Annotated in this window: 14 protein-coding genes and 1 riboswitch; of the genes, 1 reads left to right on the top strand and 13 read right to left on the bottom strand. The window is 51.9% G+C overall.

What is annotated here, in order from left to right; all coding sequences use genetic code 11:
- Window positions 1-48 precede the first annotated feature (48 nt).
- The 12 genes from rho to gcvT all read right to left on the bottom strand — a co-directional run bounded on the left by rho (window position 49) and on the right by gcvT (window position 13744).
- Window positions 49-1308, bottom strand: coding sequence for a transcription termination factor Rho (gene rho / locus DBY95_RS08870; protein ID WP_003680905.1), 1260 nt, complete (start codon window positions 1306-1308; stop codon window positions 49-51).
- A 244-nt stretch (window positions 1309-1552) separates the two neighbouring features.
- Complete coding sequence (locus DBY95_RS08865; protein ID WP_107724080.1) at window positions 1553-2455, bottom strand: DMT family transporter; 903 nt, start codon at window positions 2453-2455, stop codon at window positions 1553-1555.
- A gap of 57 nt (window positions 2456-2512) precedes the next feature.
- A complete protein-coding gene (locus DBY95_RS08860) occupies window positions 2513-3268 on the bottom strand; it encodes a BPSS1780 family membrane protein (protein ID WP_070460349.1) in 756 nt (251 codons plus the stop codon).
- A gap of 74 nt (window positions 3269-3342) precedes the next feature.
- On the bottom strand, window positions 3343-5031 hold the full coding sequence (locus DBY95_RS08855; RefSeq protein WP_107724079.1) for a glutamine--tRNA ligase/YqeY domain fusion protein: 1689 nt from the start codon (window positions 5029-5031) through the stop codon (window positions 3343-3345).
- Window positions 5032-5136: 105 nt separating this feature from the next.
- Window positions 5137-5916, bottom strand: coding sequence for a DeoR/GlpR family DNA-binding transcription regulator (locus DBY95_RS08850; protein WP_049332174.1), 780 nt, complete (start codon window positions 5914-5916; stop codon window positions 5137-5139).
- Between the two features lie 72 nt (window positions 5917-5988).
- Window positions 5989-6702 (bottom strand): GntR family transcriptional regulator, encoded by a 714-nt coding sequence (locus DBY95_RS08845; protein ID WP_070587508.1) that lies wholly within the window; start codon window positions 6700-6702, stop codon window positions 5989-5991.
- A 261-nt stretch (window positions 6703-6963) separates the two neighbouring features.
- Window positions 6964-7383, bottom strand: a complete 420-nt coding sequence (locus DBY95_RS08840) for an OsmC family protein (protein ID WP_003679886.1) — start codon at window positions 7381-7383, stop codon at window positions 6964-6966.
- 111 nt (window positions 7384-7494) lie between these two features.
- Complete coding sequence (thiD, locus tag DBY95_RS08835; RefSeq protein WP_107724078.1) at window positions 7495-8304, bottom strand: bifunctional hydroxymethylpyrimidine kinase/phosphomethylpyrimidine kinase; 810 nt, start codon at window positions 8302-8304, stop codon at window positions 7495-7497.
- 225 nt (window positions 8305-8529) lie between these two features.
- Window positions 8530-11382: an aminomethyl-transferring glycine dehydrogenase gene (gene gcvP / locus DBY95_RS08830; protein WP_107724077.1), complete on the bottom strand. Its 2853-nt coding sequence runs from the start codon at window positions 11380-11382 to the stop codon at window positions 8530-8532.
- Between the two features lie 55 nt (window positions 11383-11437).
- The gene (locus tag DBY95_RS08825; RefSeq protein WP_070713533.1) at window positions 11438-11989 is read right to left on the bottom strand and encodes a DNA-3-methyladenine glycosylase I; all 552 of its coding nucleotides are present in this window, start codon (window positions 11987-11989) and stop codon (window positions 11438-11440) included.
- A 107-nt stretch (window positions 11990-12096) separates the two neighbouring features.
- On the bottom strand, window positions 12097-12495 hold the full coding sequence (gene gcvH / locus DBY95_RS08820) for a glycine cleavage system protein GcvH (RefSeq protein WP_159068474.1): 399 nt from the start codon (window positions 12493-12495) through the stop codon (window positions 12097-12099).
- A gap of 148 nt (window positions 12496-12643) precedes the next feature.
- A complete protein-coding gene (gcvT, locus tag DBY95_RS08815) occupies window positions 12644-13744 on the bottom strand; it encodes a glycine cleavage system aminomethyltransferase GcvT (protein ID WP_107724076.1) in 1101 nt (366 codons plus the stop codon).
- A 210-nt stretch (window positions 13745-13954) separates the two neighbouring features.
- Window positions 13955-14052: riboswitch (glycine riboswitch) on the bottom strand.
- A gap of 207 nt (window positions 14053-14259) precedes the next feature.
- Here gcvT and ubiB point away from each other — a divergent pair.
- Entirely contained in the window at window positions 14260-15771 is a 1512-nt protein-coding gene (ubiB, locus tag DBY95_RS08805) for a ubiquinone biosynthesis regulatory protein kinase UbiB (protein ID WP_070649421.1), read from the top strand.
- A gap of 76 nt (window positions 15772-15847) precedes the next feature.
- On the opposite strand, the gene DBY95_RS08800 is transcribed toward ubiB, so the two are convergent.
- A complete protein-coding gene (locus tag DBY95_RS08800) occupies window positions 15848-17218 on the bottom strand; it encodes a chloride channel protein (protein WP_107724075.1) in 1371 nt (456 codons plus the stop codon).
- Between the last annotated feature and the right edge of the window lie 12 nt (window positions 17219-17230).

Below are 17230 nucleotides of genomic sequence, written 5' to 3'. Positions count from 1 at the left end.
CTAAAATGAAGCAAAGGCCGTCTGAAACATATTCAGACGGCCTTATGTTTATTTACCGCGCATCAATTCAAAGAAATCGTCATTGTTTTTGGAGTCTTTGAGTTTGCCCACCAAAAACTCGGTCGCTTCGATTTCGTCCATCGGATGGAGGAATTTACGCAAGAGCCACATGCGCTGCAACTGATCGTTCGGTACCAGCAATTCTTCGCGGCGCGTACCGGATTTATTGATGCTGATGGCCGGGAACAGGCGTTTTTCGGCCATGCGGCGGTCAAGGTGCAATTCCATATTGCCCGTACCTTTGAACTCTTCGTAAATCACGTCGTCCATGCGGCTGCCGGTTTCGACAAGTGCTGTCGCAATAATGGTAAGCGAACCGCCCTCTTCCACATTACGCGCGGCACCGAAGAAGCGTTTCGGACGGTGCAAAGCGTTGGCATCGACACCGCCGGTCAGAATTTTGCCCGAAGTCGGCACAACGGTATTGTAGGCGCGCGCCAAACGGGTAATCGAATCCAGCAGGATGACCACGTCTTTTTTGTGTTCGACCATACGTTTGGCTTTTTCAATCACCATCTCGGCCACTTGTACATGGCGTTGCGCAGGTTCGTCAAACGTAGAGGAAACCACTTCGCCGCGTACAGAACGGCTCATTTCGGTCACTTCTTCCGGACGTTCGTCAATCAACAGGACAATCAGCTCGACATCAGGATAATTGGCGGTAATGGCGTGGGCAATGTTTTGCAACATCACGGTTTTACCGGTTTTAGGTGGCGCAACCAACAATGCACGTTGGCCTTTACCAATTGGGGAAACCAAGTCGATGGCGCGGCCGGTCAGATTCTCTTCGGCTTTAATGTCGCGTTCGAGCTTGAATTGTTCGGTTGGGAATAAAGGCGTGAGGTTTTCAAAGAGGATTTTGTGTTTGCAGACTTCGGGCTGATCGCCGTTGATGGTATCGAGGCGGACAAGTGCGAAATAACGCTCGTTGTCTTTAGGCACACGCACGCTGCCTTCGATGGTGTCACCGGTGTGCAGATTGAAGCGGCGGATTTGCGTGGGCGAAACATAAATATCGTCAGGGCCGGCAAGGTAAGAAGTATCTGCGCTGCGCAGGAAACCGAAGCCGTCGGGCAGGATTTCGAGTGTGCCGGAACAGGTAAAGCTGACATTTTGCTTCATCATCTGGCGGACGATGGCAAAAACGAGGTCTTGTTTGCGGAAACGGTTGGCGTTTTCAATGCCATGTTCTTCTGCCATTTCCAAGAGTTTGGAAATGTGGAGGGTTTGGAGTTCTGAAACGTGCATAGTATTGATATATTTTGAATGGTATCAGAGAGATGGCACGAAGGCCGTCTGAAAGTATGAAATCGTGCCGCAGGATACGGTAGATTTTTGAGAAAGTTGAATTTTAGGCAGTTGGAGGCAGGGTGTCAAATTTTTAAATTGAACACTGAGCCGAGACCATAATCTTACCCTGCAATAAGATTATGGCCGGCAACAGCTTGGCAATCGCAACCCTATCGCCAAAAATCCGAGTATTTACCCAACTTCAGACAGCCCTCTGTCCGTACCGCATCAGCGTCATGCCGCCGACCGCCGCCGCGCAACCCGCAACCAGCGAAATATGCAGCGGTTCGCCCAAAAACCACGCCGAAGACAGCACACCGAAAATCGGCACAAGCGTAATATACGCTGCCGCGCTGCCTGCACCCAAAGTCTTCACGCCTTCAAAATACCACGCATAGGCCAATACCGTCGCACCGATGACCAGCCACGCCAAGGCTGTCCAACCTCGCCCATCCATTGCCGCTATCGCCTCAAACGGCATTCCGTCCATCCACAACGCCACCACCGACAACATCAGAGCGCCGATGAACGAAGTTGCCATCGTTACCGTCAGCGCGTCTATCCCGCGCAAAACCGCGCGACCAATTAAAGTATAAGCCGCCCAACAAACCACGCAACCGAAAATCAGCCACTCTCCTGCCTTGATGCCGCCCGATAACACTGTCAACGGCTGCCCTTGCGTTACCACCATAATGGCACCGCCGACCGCCAGCAGCATACCCGCCAAAATCTTCGCATTTAAACGCTCGCCGAAAAACCAAGTTGCCAACAGCAGCGTCAGCACGGGGTTCACTGCCACGACCACCGCCGCCTTACCTGCCGGCATAGTCTGCAAACCCAGCATAAAAAACACCGCATAGCCGCACACGCCGACGGAAGCAGCCGCCGTCAAACCCAGCCATTGCCGCGCCGACAAAGCTGCCAAAGTTGCAAACCTGCTGCGCGCAAACAACCAGCCCAACAACAAAACCGAAGCCAGTACAAACCGAACCGCCCCGCCCGTCAGCGGTGGCAGCAACTGCCCCAGCATCCGCCCCATCGGCCAAGACGCGCCCCACAGCACCGCCATCCCCAGCAGTTTCAAATGTACAGAATAACGTTCCATCTCATTCCTTTTATCGACAAAGGCCGTCTGAAAATGTTTCAGACGGCCTTTATCCACTTAGGATTTTACAATACGACCATTAGGGTAAATACTGCGGTAAGCAATATAAGGAGCCAGCAGTAAAACTGCGCTGACAGGTAGGAATAGTAAAAGTATGATCATGATAATCCACTGGCCTAACATGCTGCCTAATACGCCCCACATAAAAGAATAGAGAGCCACACCTACAACATAAACTAATATTGCAGGAATATTACACATAGCCGCTTTAACATTAGCTTTAATAGCCTCCCATGGCTTCAGACCATCTAAAACAATCAAAGCGGGGGTTAATAAAAATATAGACAAAAGGACAATAACAATCAATACAACACCTATCATCATTGCCCAATGACCTGCAAAATATAGCGGAATGATAAGCAAACTAACAGCTATACTGAACAGCACCTGAAGTAACAATAAAATGAAAAAACTCATTTTTTTATCTAAAAAAACAATAAAAAAATCTTTCACATCAAATGCTTTTCCATTATTGATATTGTTAGCAACATACATAGCTCCGCCTACTAAGCATGAACCCACCCAGCTGAATACAATACCTTTTAAACTAGAAAGCGCATTAATTCCTAGTAAGTCAATAATAGAAACCACAAAGCCTACGATCATATAAGCCAATAATACGCCCATCCATTTCCACGGATGAAGTTTGAAAATACCGAAAGCGTCGGTAATCCACTTGATGCCTGCAGAAGCAGGAAGGCGTTTGGGTTCGTGATATCGAACTTCCTGTGAAGTGGGTATTTGGTTTTCCATAAAATTCCTATTATAAAATCAAAAATTTAAACACAATAAAGGCAGCCAGTGCATACTGACTGCCTTCTTACCAATTATTTTGCCTGCCAAGAATCTTTCAGTGTCACAGTGCGGTTAAACACCGGCGTGTCTTTGCTGTGGTCTTTGCGGTCGGTAACAAAATAGCCGATACGCTCGAACTGCCAACGGCTCTCCGCCGGCAAATCTTTTGCGACAGGCTCGGCGTAGGCGGTGATTTCCTTGATGGATTCAGGGTTGAGGAAATCGGTAAACGGCAGGTATTCGCCGTCTTCGCCGCGCACGGCATCGGGACGCTCGACGGTAAAGAGGCGGTCGTAGAGGCGGACTTTGATTTCTGCTGCGTGTTCGGCGGAAACCCAGTGAATCACGCCTTTGACTTTGCGGCCTTCGGGATTTTTGCCCAAGGTATCGTGGTCGATGCTGCATTTGAGTTCAACCACATTGCCTGCCTCGTCTTTTACTACTTCGTCGCACTTGATGACATAGCCGTGGCGCAAACGCACTTCGCCGCCGGGAATCAGGCGTTTGAAGCCTTTGGGCGGATTTTCGGCAAAGTCGTCGGCTTCGATGTAGATGGTTTGTGAAACAGGTACTTCGCGATTGCCCATTTCTTCGTGGTTCGGATGGAACGCGGCACGGCGGCTTTGGGTTTTACCGGCTTCAAAGTTGGTCAGGGTAACTTTGAGCGGGTTCAAAACCGCCATCAGGCGCGGTGCGGAGTTTTCCAGCTCTTCGCGAATCGCGCCTTCCAACACGCTCATATCGACCACGTTTTCAGATTTGGAAATACCGGCGCGTTTGGCAAACAAGCGCAGGCCTTCGGGCGTGTAGCCGCGGCGGCGCATACCGGAAATGGTGGGCATACGCGGGTCGTCCCAGCCGGTAACGTGTCCGTCTGAAACCAGTTGGTTCAGCTTGCGTTTGGATGTGATGGAATACAAAAGCTCCAAACGGGAAAACTCATATTGGCGCGGACGTGTGGCATGCGGCGCGGGAATGTTGTCCAACACCCAGTCGTACAACGGACGGTGTGCTTCAAATTCGAGCGTACACAAGGAATGCGTGATGCCTTCGATGGCATCGGAAATGCAATGTGTGTAGTCGTACATCGGGTAGATGCACCATTTGTCGCCGGTGTTGTGGTGATGGGCGCGGCGGATGCGGTAGATGACCGGATCGCGCATATTGATGTTGCCTGATGCCATGTCGATTTTCAGGCGCAGGGTTTTGCTGCCGTCGGGGAATTCGCCGTTTTTCATGCGCGTGAATAGGTCGAGGTTTTCTTCGACGCTGCGGTCGCGATAAGGGCTGTTTTTGCCCGCTTCAGTCAGCGTGCCGCGGTATTCGCGCATTTCTTCGGGCGTCAAATCATCGACATATGCCTTGCCGTCTTTGATTAAACCGACGGCGTAGTCATACAGCTGGTCGAAATAGTTGGAAGCGAAACGAGGCTCGCCCGCCCAATGAAAACCGAGCCACTCGACGTCTTCTTTGATGGCGTTGACGTATTCGTCGTTTTCTTTTTCGGGGTTGGTGTCATCAAAACGCAGGTTGCACAAGCCGTCGTAAATATAAGCCAAACCGAAGTTCAGGCAGATGGATTTGGCGTGGCCGATGTGCAGGTAGCCGTTCGGCTCGGGCGGAAAACGGGTTTGGATGGCTGTATGTTTACCGCTTTTGAGATCTTCATCGATAATGGTGCGGATAAAGTGGTTGTCCGCGAATTGGTCTTTATTCAACATAATATTTCTTTGATGGAAAGATGATTTTCTGTTTTCAGACGGCTTGGGCATTCAATCAGGCCGTCTGAAAGGAATGGAATGATGGCTTAATTGTACCCGACTTGGCTACTTTGATACAGGGTCGGCAACCTGCCACGCCACTCCGCGTTCATTTAGGGTTTTCTGCATGGCGGCGGATGGTGTGCGGTCGGTAAACAACTTATCGAATGCGCCGATATCGCCCAGTCTGACCAAGGCATTACTGTTGAATTTGCTGTGATCGACACCAAGATAGCGCACGCGTGCATTGTTCACCATCGCCTGCATGACGCTGACTTCCTTGTAATCGTCATCCAAAAGCGAGCCGTCGTTTTCTATGCCGTGGGTACTCATGATGGCATAGTCGACTTTGAATTGGTTGATGAAATCGACGGTCGCCACGCCGGTAATACCGCCGTCCAAGGGGCGGACCACGCCGGAAGCGATGATGACCGTGTAGTCGGTACGCGCTGCGGTAATTGAGGCGGCGTAGATGTTGTTGGTGATAATCCGCAGGTTTTTACGCTGTCTGACCAACTCGGCAGCGACGGCTTCCATGGTGGTGCCGATGCTGATAAAAAGCGAGGCATTGTCGGGAATGGTGGAAGCAATCAGACGGGCAATGGCGTTTTTTTCCTGCTGCTGATGGTTGCGCCGCTCCTGCCCTGCCGTTACGACTGAAACGTCGCCCAAAGATGCGCCGCCGTGATAGCGTTTGAGCTGTCCGGTCTCGCTCAACTCCTGCACATCGCGGCGTATGGTTTGCGGCGTAACATCCAAATTTGCCGCCAATTCTTCTACCGTCATAAAGTTATGTTCGCGGACAAGGCTGAGGATATGTTCGTGTCTTTGGATTTTGGGTTTCATGGCGTTTCGTTTTGTAGGGATAAACCAATGGCCGTCTGAATATTTCAGACGGCCTTTTTATTATCAAACCGATTACATCTCAAGTTTCTGTTCCAAGCGTTCCATACACGCGCCCAAGTGACGGCGCATGACTTTGGTCACACGGTTGCGCTTGCCTGCCAGCAACAAATCGAGGATTTCTCGGTGTTCATGGTGCGAATTGGAATCGATGTTGCGCTTTTCTTTGCGAAGCGGATCGGAAACGGCCACAATCAATGAAGAGCGCGCGCACAAGGTATTCATAATTTCAAACAGGACATCGTTGTCCAGCAGCCGCGCCAATTCGACATGGAAGGCATTGGACAGGCGGTTCCAACCCACGCGGTCGCCGCTTTCGGAGGCTGCACCCTCTTGCTCAATCATGGCGTAAAGCGGTTTCAGACGCGTTTCCAAATCAGGCATATCGATAAGGACGCTCAAAATCATGCTTTCCATTTCGATACGCGTGTTGAACACGTCTTTCATTTCTTTCAAGTCCGGCACATGGACAAATGCGCCGCGATTGGGCTGCAAATCGACGATTTTATCGTGCGCCAAAAGCGATAATGCGCCACGCACGGTATTGCGCGAGCAAACCATTTGTCGGCAAAGCTCGGACTCGGTCAGTTTTTTGCCCGGCAGCAGCAGATGGTCGGTAATGCCGTCCAAAATCAATGCGTACACGCGGAAGAGTTCCGAATCGTGACGCTCTTCCAAAATAAGCGATGAAGTTGCAGGCGCAACGTTGGTATTATTTTCGTAATCCATAATGTTTCCCCAGTATCCGTATTAAGGCACAAGCGTTTACAAACCTGCAGCTTTCGGGGGTGTTTAAAATATAATTAAAAATTGTTGACAATGTTAAACGAAACTTGCACAATGAGGTCAACAAGCCAAGTTATAAAGGCTGATAGAGAGAGAGAAAAAGGAATAAAAAGCAAGCAGATATATTCATGTTAATGCGTGAATATATCTGCTTTTTTTGTGGGTAGCCGGTTCACGCTCCGACACTCCCACCCTGAAATCGCCCTATTCTGTTTCGACGATCTCGAAGCTGTGGCTCATTTTTGCCGCTTTGCCCAGCATAATCGATGCGGAGCAATATTTTTCGGCAGACATCTGTACGGCGCGCTCAATCGCGCTTTCTTGCAAATCTCGACCATACACTTTGAAATGGATATGGATTTCGGTAAACACGCGCGGCGCGGTGTCGGCGCGTTTGGCAGTCACTTCGGCACGGCAGTCGGTGATCTTTTGGCGTTGTTTCTCGGCAATCATCACTACATCGATGCTGGAGCAGCCTGCTACACCCAACAACAGCATTTCCATCGGGCTGGGGCCGCGTTTGACTTCGCCTTCAGCCGCCGCGCCTTCCATCACAACGCTGTGTCCGTTTGCCGTTGTACCGACGAAGCACATTCCGTCTATCCATTTTGAGGTAACTTGCATGGTGTCTTTTTTATCCGTAAAAGCATTAATCCGATATTGTAAACAATTTCAAGTGATAAACCTAGTCAGGCCGTCTGAAAAATACAATCAATTACAATTGGTCTGAACGCATTATTCGTCCCGATACGCCCAATGGTTGACCGGCCCGTGCCCTGCCCCGATACCCAAAGGATGGGAAATGGCGGCAGCAATATAGTTTTTTGCCGTTTGAACCGCCTCGGATACGCTAAACCCTTTTGCCAACTCGGCTGTGATGCAGGCAGAAAATGTGCAGCCCGTACCATGCGTATGCGGCGTTGGGAAACGTTTGCTGTTCAGCTCAATGATTTCATATGGCGTAAACAGCCAGTCAGTGCAATATTCGCTTTGGCTGTCGGCAAGATGGCCGCCCTTAATTACCACATTTTTCACGCCCCAATCCTGAAGAATTTTGGCGGCGCGTTCCGCATCTTGGCGGTTTTCAATATTGATACCCGTCAATGCCTGCGCTTCGGGCAGATTGGGGGTCAATACGTCCGTATGCGGCAGCAGCAGGCGTTTCATGGCTTCGACGGCTGAATTTTCCAACAACGGTGCGCCGCCTTTGGCAATCATGACCGGATCCAACACGCGTTTGCCGAAGTCGCATTCGGCGGTTTGTTCCGCCACGCATTCGATGATTTCCGCCGTACCCAGCATGCCGATTTTATAGGCGCGGATTTGGAAATCCTCCTGAATTGCGGCAATTTGCGCGGCAATCATGTCGGTCGGTATCGGATGCACTGCTGATATGCCCAAAGTATTTTGTGCGGTAACCGCTGTCAGTACGCTGGTGCCGAACACACCGCGCATTTGAAATGTCTTTAAATCCGCCTGTATGCCCGCGCCGCCGCCGGAATCTGAGCCGGCAATCGTCAGCGTTTGAATAAAAAGTTCGTCCATCATATCCTCCTGTTTTTCAGACGGCCTTTTGCTTATCGTTAATGGGAAGCCGTTTGGTTTTATCCGCAAACAAAGGCATTCGCCGTCTATTTTTCCGAATGCCTTATCTGTTGTTTTACCAAAAACAAATGTATGTTCTCGGGCGAAATATCTTAACAAACAAAAGGCCGTCTGAAAACTATTTTCATTTTCAGACGGCCTGTTCAATTTTAAACCTATTCAGGCTTAATCTTCGTATGCGTCAATCGGCAAGCAGGAGCAAACCAGATTGCGGTCGCCATACACTTCATCTACCCGTTTGACGCTCGGCCAGAATTTGTGTTCGCGGACGAACGGCAATGGGAAGACAGCTTCTTCGCGGGAGTACGGATGCGCCCATTCACCGGTTACATCTGCTGCGGTATGCGGAGCATTCACCAGCGGATTATCCTCTTTCGGCCATTCGCCGCACTCGACTTTCAGCACTTCCTGTTTGATTTGTTTCAGGGCGGCGATGAAGCGGTCGAGTTCGGCTTTGCTCTCGCTCTCGGTCGGCTCGATCATCAGCGTGCCGGCAACAGGGAAAGAAACCGTTGGTGCGTGGAAACCGTAGTCCATCAGGCGTTTGGCGATGTCGGTTTCGGTGATGCCGCTTTCGGCTTTAAGCGGACGCAAATCGACGATACATTCGTGCGCAACGCGGCCGTTTTTGCCTGTATACAGAATCGGATAGTCTTCGCTCAGACGTTTGGCAACGTAGTTGGCGTTGAGCAATGCCCAGCGTGTTGCCTGTTCCATGCCTTGTTTGCCCATCATGGTCAGGTACATCCAAGTAATCGGCAGGATGGACGCAGAACCGAAGGCCGCAGCAGCAATGGCGGTTTGGTCGGCACTGGCGCTGTGGGTGTCGGTCAAAGCGTGTCCCGGTGCAAACGGGGCAAGGTGGGCTTTCAAACCGATAGGGCCGACGCCCGGACCGCCGCCGCCGTGAGGGATACAGAAGGTTTTGTGCAGGTTCATGTGCAACACGTCCGCGCCGACTTCGGCAGGCTGCATGATGCCGATTTGGGCGTTGAGGTTGGCGCCGTCCATGTAAACCTGTCCGCCGTTTTCATGGATGATGCGGCAGATGTCGCGGATGCCTTCTTCGTACACGCCATGGGTGGACGGGTAAGTAATCATGATGGCGGACAAAGCGTCGCGGTATTGCTCGGCTTTGGCTTTCAAATCGTCGATGTTGACGTTGCCGTGTTCGTCGGTATCGACAACGACGACTTTCAAACCCAGCATAGCGGCAGTCGCAGGGTTGGTGCCGTGGGCGGATTTGGGAATCAGGCAGATGTTGCGGTGTCCCTCGCCGTTGGCTTCTTGATAGCGGCGGATGGAGAGCATGCCGCTGTATTCGCCCTGCGCGCCGGAGTTGGGCTGGAAAGAAATCGCGTCAAAGCCGGTGATGGCTTTCAGGCTGTTTTCCATGTCGGTCAAAAGCGCGCGGTAGCCTGCGGCTTGGTCTTCGGGAGCGTAAGGGTGGATGTCAGTGAACTCTGCCCAAGTAATCGGCAACATTTCCGCAGTCGCGTTGAGTTTCATGGTGCAGCTGCCCAATGAAATCATGCTGCGGTTCATTGCCAAATCGCGGTCTTCGAGTTTTTTCAGGTAGCGCAGCATTTCGTGTTCGGTGTGGTAACTGTTGAACACAGGATGTTGCAGAATGTCGTCCTGACGCAGCAATTCTGCATTCAGACGGCCTTTGACGTCATCGGCAAATGTGAACGTATCTTTGCCGGTAAACGCGCGGTACAAATCGACCAAATCTTCGTATGCCGACGTTTCATGGAATGCAGCCGCAACTTGAGTATCGTTAACGCGGCGCAGGTTGTAACCCGATTCCAAAGCAGCGGCAAACACTTGGTCTGCTTTCTCTTTGCTGCCGAAATCGACGGTAACGGTATCGAAGAAGACCTTGTGAACCACATTCAGGCCGTCTGAAACCAGCACATTGGCAAAGGTAGAAGCCAGCGCATGGATACGTTTGGCAATGCGTTTCACGCCTTCAGGACCGTGGTAAACGGCATACATACCGGCCAAGTTCGCCAGCAATGCTTGTGCCGTACAAATATTGGATGTCGCTTTTTCGCGGCGGATGTGTTGCTCGCGGGTAGACAACGCCATGCGCAAGGCAGGTTTGCCCGATGCATCTTTGGATACGCCGATAATGCGGCCAGGAGCGGAACGTTTGAACTCGTCTTTAAACGCGAAATAAGCAGCGTGCGGACCACCGAAGCCCATCGGCACACCGAAGCGTTGGGTATTGCCCAAGGCAATATCCGCACCCAACTCGGCAGGAGATTTCAGCAAAACCAAGCTCATGATATCAGCGGCAACGGCCACGATCGTGCCTTTTGCTTTCAGACGGCCGATAACGTCCTGCAAGTCTTGCACGTCGCCGTCTTTACCGACGTATTGGAACAGCGCGCCGAAGTATTCGCCATCGTCGGCTTGGGCAAAATCACCGACCACCAGTTCAAAGCCGAAATATTTGGCGCGGGTTTTCATCACGTCCAAAGTTTGCGGATACACGCGCGCATCCACAAAGAAACGCTCGGATTTCACTTTGCCCACGCGGTGCGCCATCGCCATCGCTTCGGCCGCGGCAGTTGCCTCGTCCAACAAAGACGCGCCTGCCACAGGGAAACCGGTCAAATCGATACACACTTGTTGGAAGTTTAACAACGCTTCCAAACGACCCTGCGCGATTTCCGCCTGATATGGGGTGTAGGCGGTATACCAGCCTGGATTTTCCAACACGTTGCGCAAAATCACATTCGGCACGCGGGTCGGGTAATAGCCCAAACCGATATAGGACTTGTTGATCACGTTTTTCGACGCAATGCCTTTCAATTTCGCCAACGCGTCCGCCTCGGTCAAAGCCTCGGGCAAATCGAGTTCGGACGGCATACGGATGCTTTGCGGCACGGTATTGCCGACAAAATCGTCCATGCTCTTCTCGCCGAGCGCTTCCAAAAGCGCAGCCTCGTCGCCAAAGCTCAAATGGCGCGCGGCAAATTCGTTCGGGTTGAACAATTCAGATAGTTTCATTTCTACTCCTTCGGTGTTATCGATATCAACACTGTTTTTTCTTGCAGATGTTGTTTCAGACGGCCTCCGCCCATTTTGGACGACATGCCAATATTTCCCTATAAACCGGACAGGTTTCCACATGCGCGCCGGGCAGGTAGCCTGTACTCATCAGAAATTCGCCGACGATTTCGCCGCCGACAAATTTGAAATGTTTTTTAAACAGCTTCACCCATTCAGCCTTGTCGAGCGGATGGTTCGCATCCAGCCAGTTTTTGAATGAGCCGTATTCTTGCTGTATTTGTTTGATTTGTCGCGCGTTATAGATGGCTGCGTTGATTTTCAGGCGGTTGCGGACGATGCCTGCATCGGCAAGCAACCGCTCAATTTCGGCTTCGTCAAATGCGGCGACCGTATCGATGTCGAAACCTTTAAATGCCGTCTGAAATGCCCGTTGCTTCTTCAGCATCAGCGTCCAGCTCAATCCTGCCTGATTGATTTCCAACACCAGCCGCTCAAACAATTCATTGTCGTCCTCAATCGGAAAACCGTATTGCGTGTCGTGATAATGTTTGTTGGGGTTGTCCGTATCGTCGGGAAGCGTGGCGACAAATTCGCAGTAATTCATGTTTGCTGAGGAAAAATTGAAACAAAGGCCGTCTGAAAGCATTTTTCAGACGACCTAAGACCTGCAATATCAAACAGGCGCAAAACCTGTTTGGATGTTTGCAAAAATCAAGCTACTTCGCCTGCGTATTGTTCGGCAGTCAGCAGACCGTCGTAATCGGCAGGGTTGGTAGGTTTGATTTTGAAGAACCAGCCTGCGCCGTAAGGATCGCTATTGGCAGTTTCCGGAGCTCTTGGCAAATCTTCGTTGACGGCAACGATTTCGCCTGCAATCGGAGCGTATACGTCAGATGCGGCTTTTACAGACTCAACCACACCGGCTTGCTCTTCGGCAGCCAGGTTTGCACCGACTTCAGGTAGCTCGACAAACACGATGTCGCCCAACAGCTCTTGCGCGTGATGGGTAATGCCGACGGTGATGGTACCGTCTTCTTCAAGGCGCAGCCATTCGTGGCTGGCAACGTATTTCAGTTCTGCTGGGATGTTGCTCATGGTTTGATACTCCATTGATAGGGGGTTATTTTCAGACGGCATCTGCATGAATCAATATCCACAGATGCCTTGTTCAATGCTTTCTAAAAATGTCCGTATCGGACGACAATTAAAACCTGCTTTCAGACGGCCTTAATTCAAATAAAGGCCGTCTGAACCGATATTAATCAAATTGTTTTTGACCGTTGCGGACGAACGGCAGCTTCAGCACGCGTACGTCTACTTCTTTGCCGCGAATCAGGACTTTGGCGGTATCGCCGTCAAAATCTTTCGGTACGCGCGCGATGGCGATGGATTGTTTCAGGCTTGGCGAGAATACGCCGCTGGTGGTTTCGCCTTGGCCTTTGTCGGTCAACACTTCCATATGCGCGCGCAGGATGCCGCCTTTTTCGAGCAACAGGCCGACCTGTTTCACGGTAACGCCTTTTTCTTTCAATGCCAGCAAGGCGGCTTTACCGACGAAGTCGCGGCTTTCGTCTTTTAAGTCAACGGTCCAACCCATGCCTGCTTCGAGCGGGCTGGTATTGTCATCCATATCGTTGCCGTAGAGGTTCATACCGGCTTCCATGCGCAGGGTGTCGCGTGCGCCGAGGCCGCAAGGCTGTACGCCGGCTTGTTGCAGGGCTTTGAAGAATGCGACGGCTTCGGTGCCGGGCAGGATGACTTCGACGCCGTCTTCACCGGTGTAGCCGGTGCGGGCAACAAACCAGTCGTTGCCCAAATCCGCGCCTTGGAACGGTTTGAGATTATGGACGACATCCGCCCATTCGGGTTTGACGGTCAGGAGTTTTTCGATGGCTTTAGGACCTTGTACGGCAAGCATGCCGAGGTCGTAGCGCGGGTTGAAGGCGACGCCGAACTCTTGTCCAACTTTGTGGAATTGCGCCGTGTCTTTTTCGCGGGTCGCGCCGTTGGACACGATGCGGTATTGGGTTTCGGCTTCGTTGGTGCGGTAAACAATCAAGTCGTCAATCACGCCGCCGTTGTCGTTGAGCAAAGCGGAATAAAGGGCTTTGCCGACAAAAGCGAGTTTGGCGACATCGTTGGCAATCAATTTGCGGAAAAAGGCTTTGGCATTTGCGCCTGCTACGTCGGTAACGAGCATGTGTGATACGTCGAACATACCGGCGTCGGTGCGCACGGCTTCGTGTTCGGCGATTTGCGAACCATAATGGATGGGCAGCTCCCAGCCGGCAAAATCTACCAGCTTCGCGCCTGCATCTTGATGGGCTTGATGAAATGGGGTGGTTTTCAGAGCAGTCATTCTCAAGTTTCTCCGGATTTTTTGTTCAGATGCCGCCCGCGCACTTGTGCGCGGATGACCCTATCTGTCCTTGAACCTGAGATTTTCGGCCGTATCCGCATGATGGCAAACCAGTCTGCTCACTGCTTTGCGCGGTTGTCTGAATGGTGGTTCAGACGGCCTTCTCCCCTTCGGTGGACGTTATTCCAACGCCGCTCTCCAGATTGTTTGTTTCAATGTGCAGTCCCTGATACCTGAGCGATTTAAGGGTGTCTGCGCCTTCGGTGGTTACATTGTAGTTGGGTGTAACACTCTCCTGCACATTCCCCGATTATGTCTTGAATCGGCAGTTTGGGCAAGTAGCCGACGAATATTTATGATGTGAATATTCATCTTTTTATTGGGGCGGCAAAACCTGAGCCTTTATAAAATTGTTAGCCATGCGGCAAATGTTTTTGCAAAAGTCTCAAGGCCGTCTGAAGCCCTTACCCGTTTTTCCTATATAATTCTGTTTTTTCGATTTATCTGCGTCCATCATGAACCGCCTCAAACGCATCAAAACCATCCTCTGCACGCTCTACCGCTACCGCCTTGCCGAGCTGATTGCCTCGCTGGTCCGTCCGGGTTGGGCGCGGACTTTCCTCAATATGCTGCCGCAGTCGTCCAAGTTCAAACACGAAATGCCTGCCGTGCGCCTGCGTTTGGCGTTGGAAAGCCTGGGGCCGATTTTCATCAAATTCGGGCAGGTATTGTCCACGCGTCCCGATTTGATTCCGCACGATTACGCGGTCGAACTGGCAAGGCTGCAAGACAAAGTGCCGCCGTTTGACGCGCAACTTTCACGCTCGCAAATCGAAAAATCACTGGGACAATCCATCGACACTTTATACGCGGAATTTGAAACAGAGCCTGTCGCCAGCGCGTCCATCGCCCAAGTACACAAAGCCCGCCTGCATTCGGGCGAACAGGTCGCCGTGAAAGTCTTGCGCCCCAACCTTTTGCCCGTTATCGAACAGGATTTGTCGCTGATGCGCTTTGGTGCAGGCTGGGTGGAGCGTTTGTTTTCAGACGGCAAGCGTTTGAAGCCGCGCGAAGTAGTGGCCGAATTTGACAAATACCTGCACGACGAATTGGACTTGATGCGCGAAGCCGCCAATGCCAGCCAGCTCGGTCGCAATTTCCAAAACAGCGATATGCTGATTGTGCCGAAGGTGTTTTACGACTACTGCACCAGCGACGTGCTGACCATCGAATGGATGGACGGCACTCCGGTATCCGATATTGCCAAACTCAAAGCCGACGGCATTGATTTGCACAAACTTGCCGATTACGGCGTGGAAATCTTCTTCACGCAAGTTTTCCGCGACGGCTTTTTCCATGCGGATATGCACCCCGGCAATATTTTGGTCGCCGCCGACAACCGCTACATTGCCCTCGATTTCGGCATCGTCGGCACGTTGACCGACTACGACAAACGCTATCTCGCCATCAACTTCCTCGCATTCTTCAACCGCGATTACCACCGCGTCGCTACCGCCCACATCGAATCGGGCTGGGTGCCTGCCGACACGCGCGCGGAAGAATTGGAAGCGGCTGTCCGCGCCGTGTGCGAACCGGTGTTCAACAAACCGATTTCGCAAATTTCCTTCGGCTTGGTACTGATGCGCCTGTTTGAAGTCAGCCGTCGCTTCAATGTCGAAATCCAGCCGCAGCTTGTATTGCTGCAAAAAACGCTGCTCAACATCGAAGGTTTGGGCCGCCAACTCGATCCCGATTTGGATTTGTGGAAAACCGCCAAACCGTTTTTGGTGCGTTGGATGAACGAACAGGTCGGCCCCAAAGCCCTTTGGCGCAACCTCAAAAACGAAGCCCCCGACTGGGCGCAAATCATTCCTTCCCTGCCGCGTAAAATCAGCGCGCTGGTTGATGAAAACCGCCAACAGGAAATGCGTGATGCCTATGTACATCTGGTCAAAGTACAGCAACGCCAAAGCCTGTGGCTGGGTGTGATTGCGGTTGTTTTGCTGCTGATTTTGCTGTTTAAGTAAACCGTAATACAGCTTTAAACGACATAATAAAGGCCGTCTGAAATCTGATTTTCAGACGGCCTTTTATATACCAAACCTATTCTTTTTTCTCGTGCTGAACATTTCCGCTTTCGGCTTCGATATGCCGTCTGAAGCGCAAACCTGCGGCATGGTAAAACGGATGCGGCGAGAATTGGCGCGATACTTGCGAAGCGAAGATGCAAGTCAGCAACATCCAAAACAATAAATTCTGTCCGCCCGTCATTTCCATTACCACCACGGCGGCGGTCAACGGCGATTGGGTCGCGGCGGCAAGGAATGCGGCCATGCAGAGCAAAACCGCGACATTGGATGCGTCGCCCAGTTGCGCGAAAGAAGCCATGTGTTCGCCTATCATCGCACCGATGGTTAACGATGGCGTGAAAATACCGCCGGGAATACCTGCCCAGTAGCTGAACACGGTCGCCGCCCATTTTGCGGCGGCCAAGCCGAACGGCGCTTCATACGCACCTTTAAGAGCGGCTGCGGCTTCGTGATAGCCCGTGCCATAGGTTTTACCTTGATAAAACGTACCGAGCAGCGCCAGCAAGATACCCATTGCAAAAGCGACCACCAACAAATGACGGCGGATGAAACTGCGCCAGCGTACCGGTGCGAATGCCGCCGCGCCGCGATACAAAAAGCTGCCGAACAATCCGCCTGCCACGCCGCAGACGATGCCCGACACCACGGCCCACATCAGCATGTTTGGCAGCTCATGTCCTTGAAAACCTGAGAAATACGGGTTGTTGCCCTGTATCGCCACTTGAATGAAACCGGCTGCCAACACGCCCATCAGGATTTGGCGTTCCCAACGCAAAATCACGCCGCGCCCCAATTCTTCGATGGCAAACACCACGCCGGCCAAAGGCGCGTTAAACGCCGCCGCCAAACCGCCTGCTGCGCCTGCGGCAATCAAATCGTTTTCCTGCATGCCCCTAAACGCCAGCCCGTGCTTTTTACACCACGCGCCCCAAGCGTTCATGACCGCCGCGCCCACTTGTACAGACGGCCCTTCCCTGCCGATCGACGCCCCCAAAATCATGCCCAAAAACGTCAGCGGAATTTTAAAAAAGGTTTCGCCCAGACGAATCAAACGGGTTTTCTGCGCGCCATACGGCAAAGACAAAGAAGCTATAACCTGCGGAATACCGCTGCCGGAAGTGTACGGCGCAAATTTGCGCGTAAACCACGCCAAAAGTGGCAAACCCAGCGGCAAAGCCACCCACGCAAACCACGGATATTTTCCCACTAACAAAGCGTTCCATTCCAAAGCCAAATCCGCCAAGTACGCAAACATCAAAGCCGTCAGGGCAACCAGTGCCGAACCTGCCAGCAAAAACAGAAAGGCAATGCTCTTTTTGGACAGGCGTTTGGTTTGGCGGATTTTGTGGGCGAGGCGCGCCGCCCAAGTCTGTGGAAATTTCATAATAGGCACGCA

The sequence above is a fragment of the Neisseria subflava genome (assembly GCF_003044935.1).
Classification (GTDB): domain Bacteria; phylum Pseudomonadota; class Gammaproteobacteria; order Burkholderiales; family Neisseriaceae; genus Neisseria; species Neisseria subflava_E.
This window is presented reverse-complemented; position numbering and strand designations above follow the sequence as displayed.

Excerpts from the sequence above, each read along its gene's own strand:
- rho (WP_003680905.1), bottom strand. The coding sequence starts at position 1,308 with ATGCACGTTTCAGAACTCCAAACCCTCCACATTTCCAAACTCTTGGAA.
- DBY95_RS08865 (WP_107724080.1), bottom strand. The coding sequence starts at position 2,455 with ATGGAACGTTATTCTGTACATTTGAAACTGCTGGGGATGGCGGTGCTG.
- DBY95_RS08860 (WP_070460349.1), bottom strand. The coding sequence starts at position 3,268 with ATGGAAAACCAAATACCCACTTCACAGGAAGTTCGATATCACGAACCC.
- DBY95_RS08855 (WP_107724079.1), bottom strand. The coding sequence starts at position 5,031 with ATGTTGAATAAAGACCAATTCGCGGACAACCACTTTATCCGCACCATT.
- DBY95_RS08850 (WP_049332174.1), bottom strand. The coding sequence starts at position 5,916 with ATGAAACCCAAAATCCAAAGACACGAACATATCCTCAGCCTTGTCCGC.
- DBY95_RS08845 (WP_070587508.1), bottom strand. The coding sequence starts at position 6,702 with ATGGATTACGAAAATAATACCAACGTTGCGCCTGCAACTTCATCGCTT.
- DBY95_RS08840 (WP_003679886.1), bottom strand. The coding sequence starts at position 7,383 with ATGCAAGTTACCTCAAAATGGATAGACGGAATGTGCTTCGTCGGTACA.
- thiD (WP_107724078.1), bottom strand. The coding sequence starts at position 8,304 with ATGGACGAACTTTTTATTCAAACGCTGACGATTGCCGGCTCAGATTCC.
- gcvP (WP_107724077.1), bottom strand. The coding sequence starts at position 11,382 with ATGAAACTATCTGAATTGTTCAACCCGAACGAATTTGCCGCGCGCCAT.
- DBY95_RS08825 (WP_070713533.1), bottom strand. The coding sequence starts at position 11,989 with ATGAATTACTGCGAATTTGTCGCCACGCTTCCCGACGATACGGACAAC.
- gcvH (WP_159068474.1), bottom strand. The coding sequence starts at position 12,495 with ATGGAGTATCAAACCATGAGCAACATCCCAGCAGAACTGAAATACGTT.
- gcvT (WP_107724076.1), bottom strand. The coding sequence starts at position 13,744 with ATGACTGCTCTGAAAACCACCCCATTTCATCAAGCCCATCAAGATGCA.
- ubiB (WP_070649421.1), top strand. The coding sequence starts at position 14,260 with ATGAACCGCCTCAAACGCATCAAAACCATCCTCTGCACGCTCTACCGC.
- DBY95_RS08800 (WP_107724075.1), bottom strand. The coding sequence starts at position 17,218 with ATGAAATTTCCACAGACTTGGGCGGCGCGCCTCGCCCACAAAATCCGC.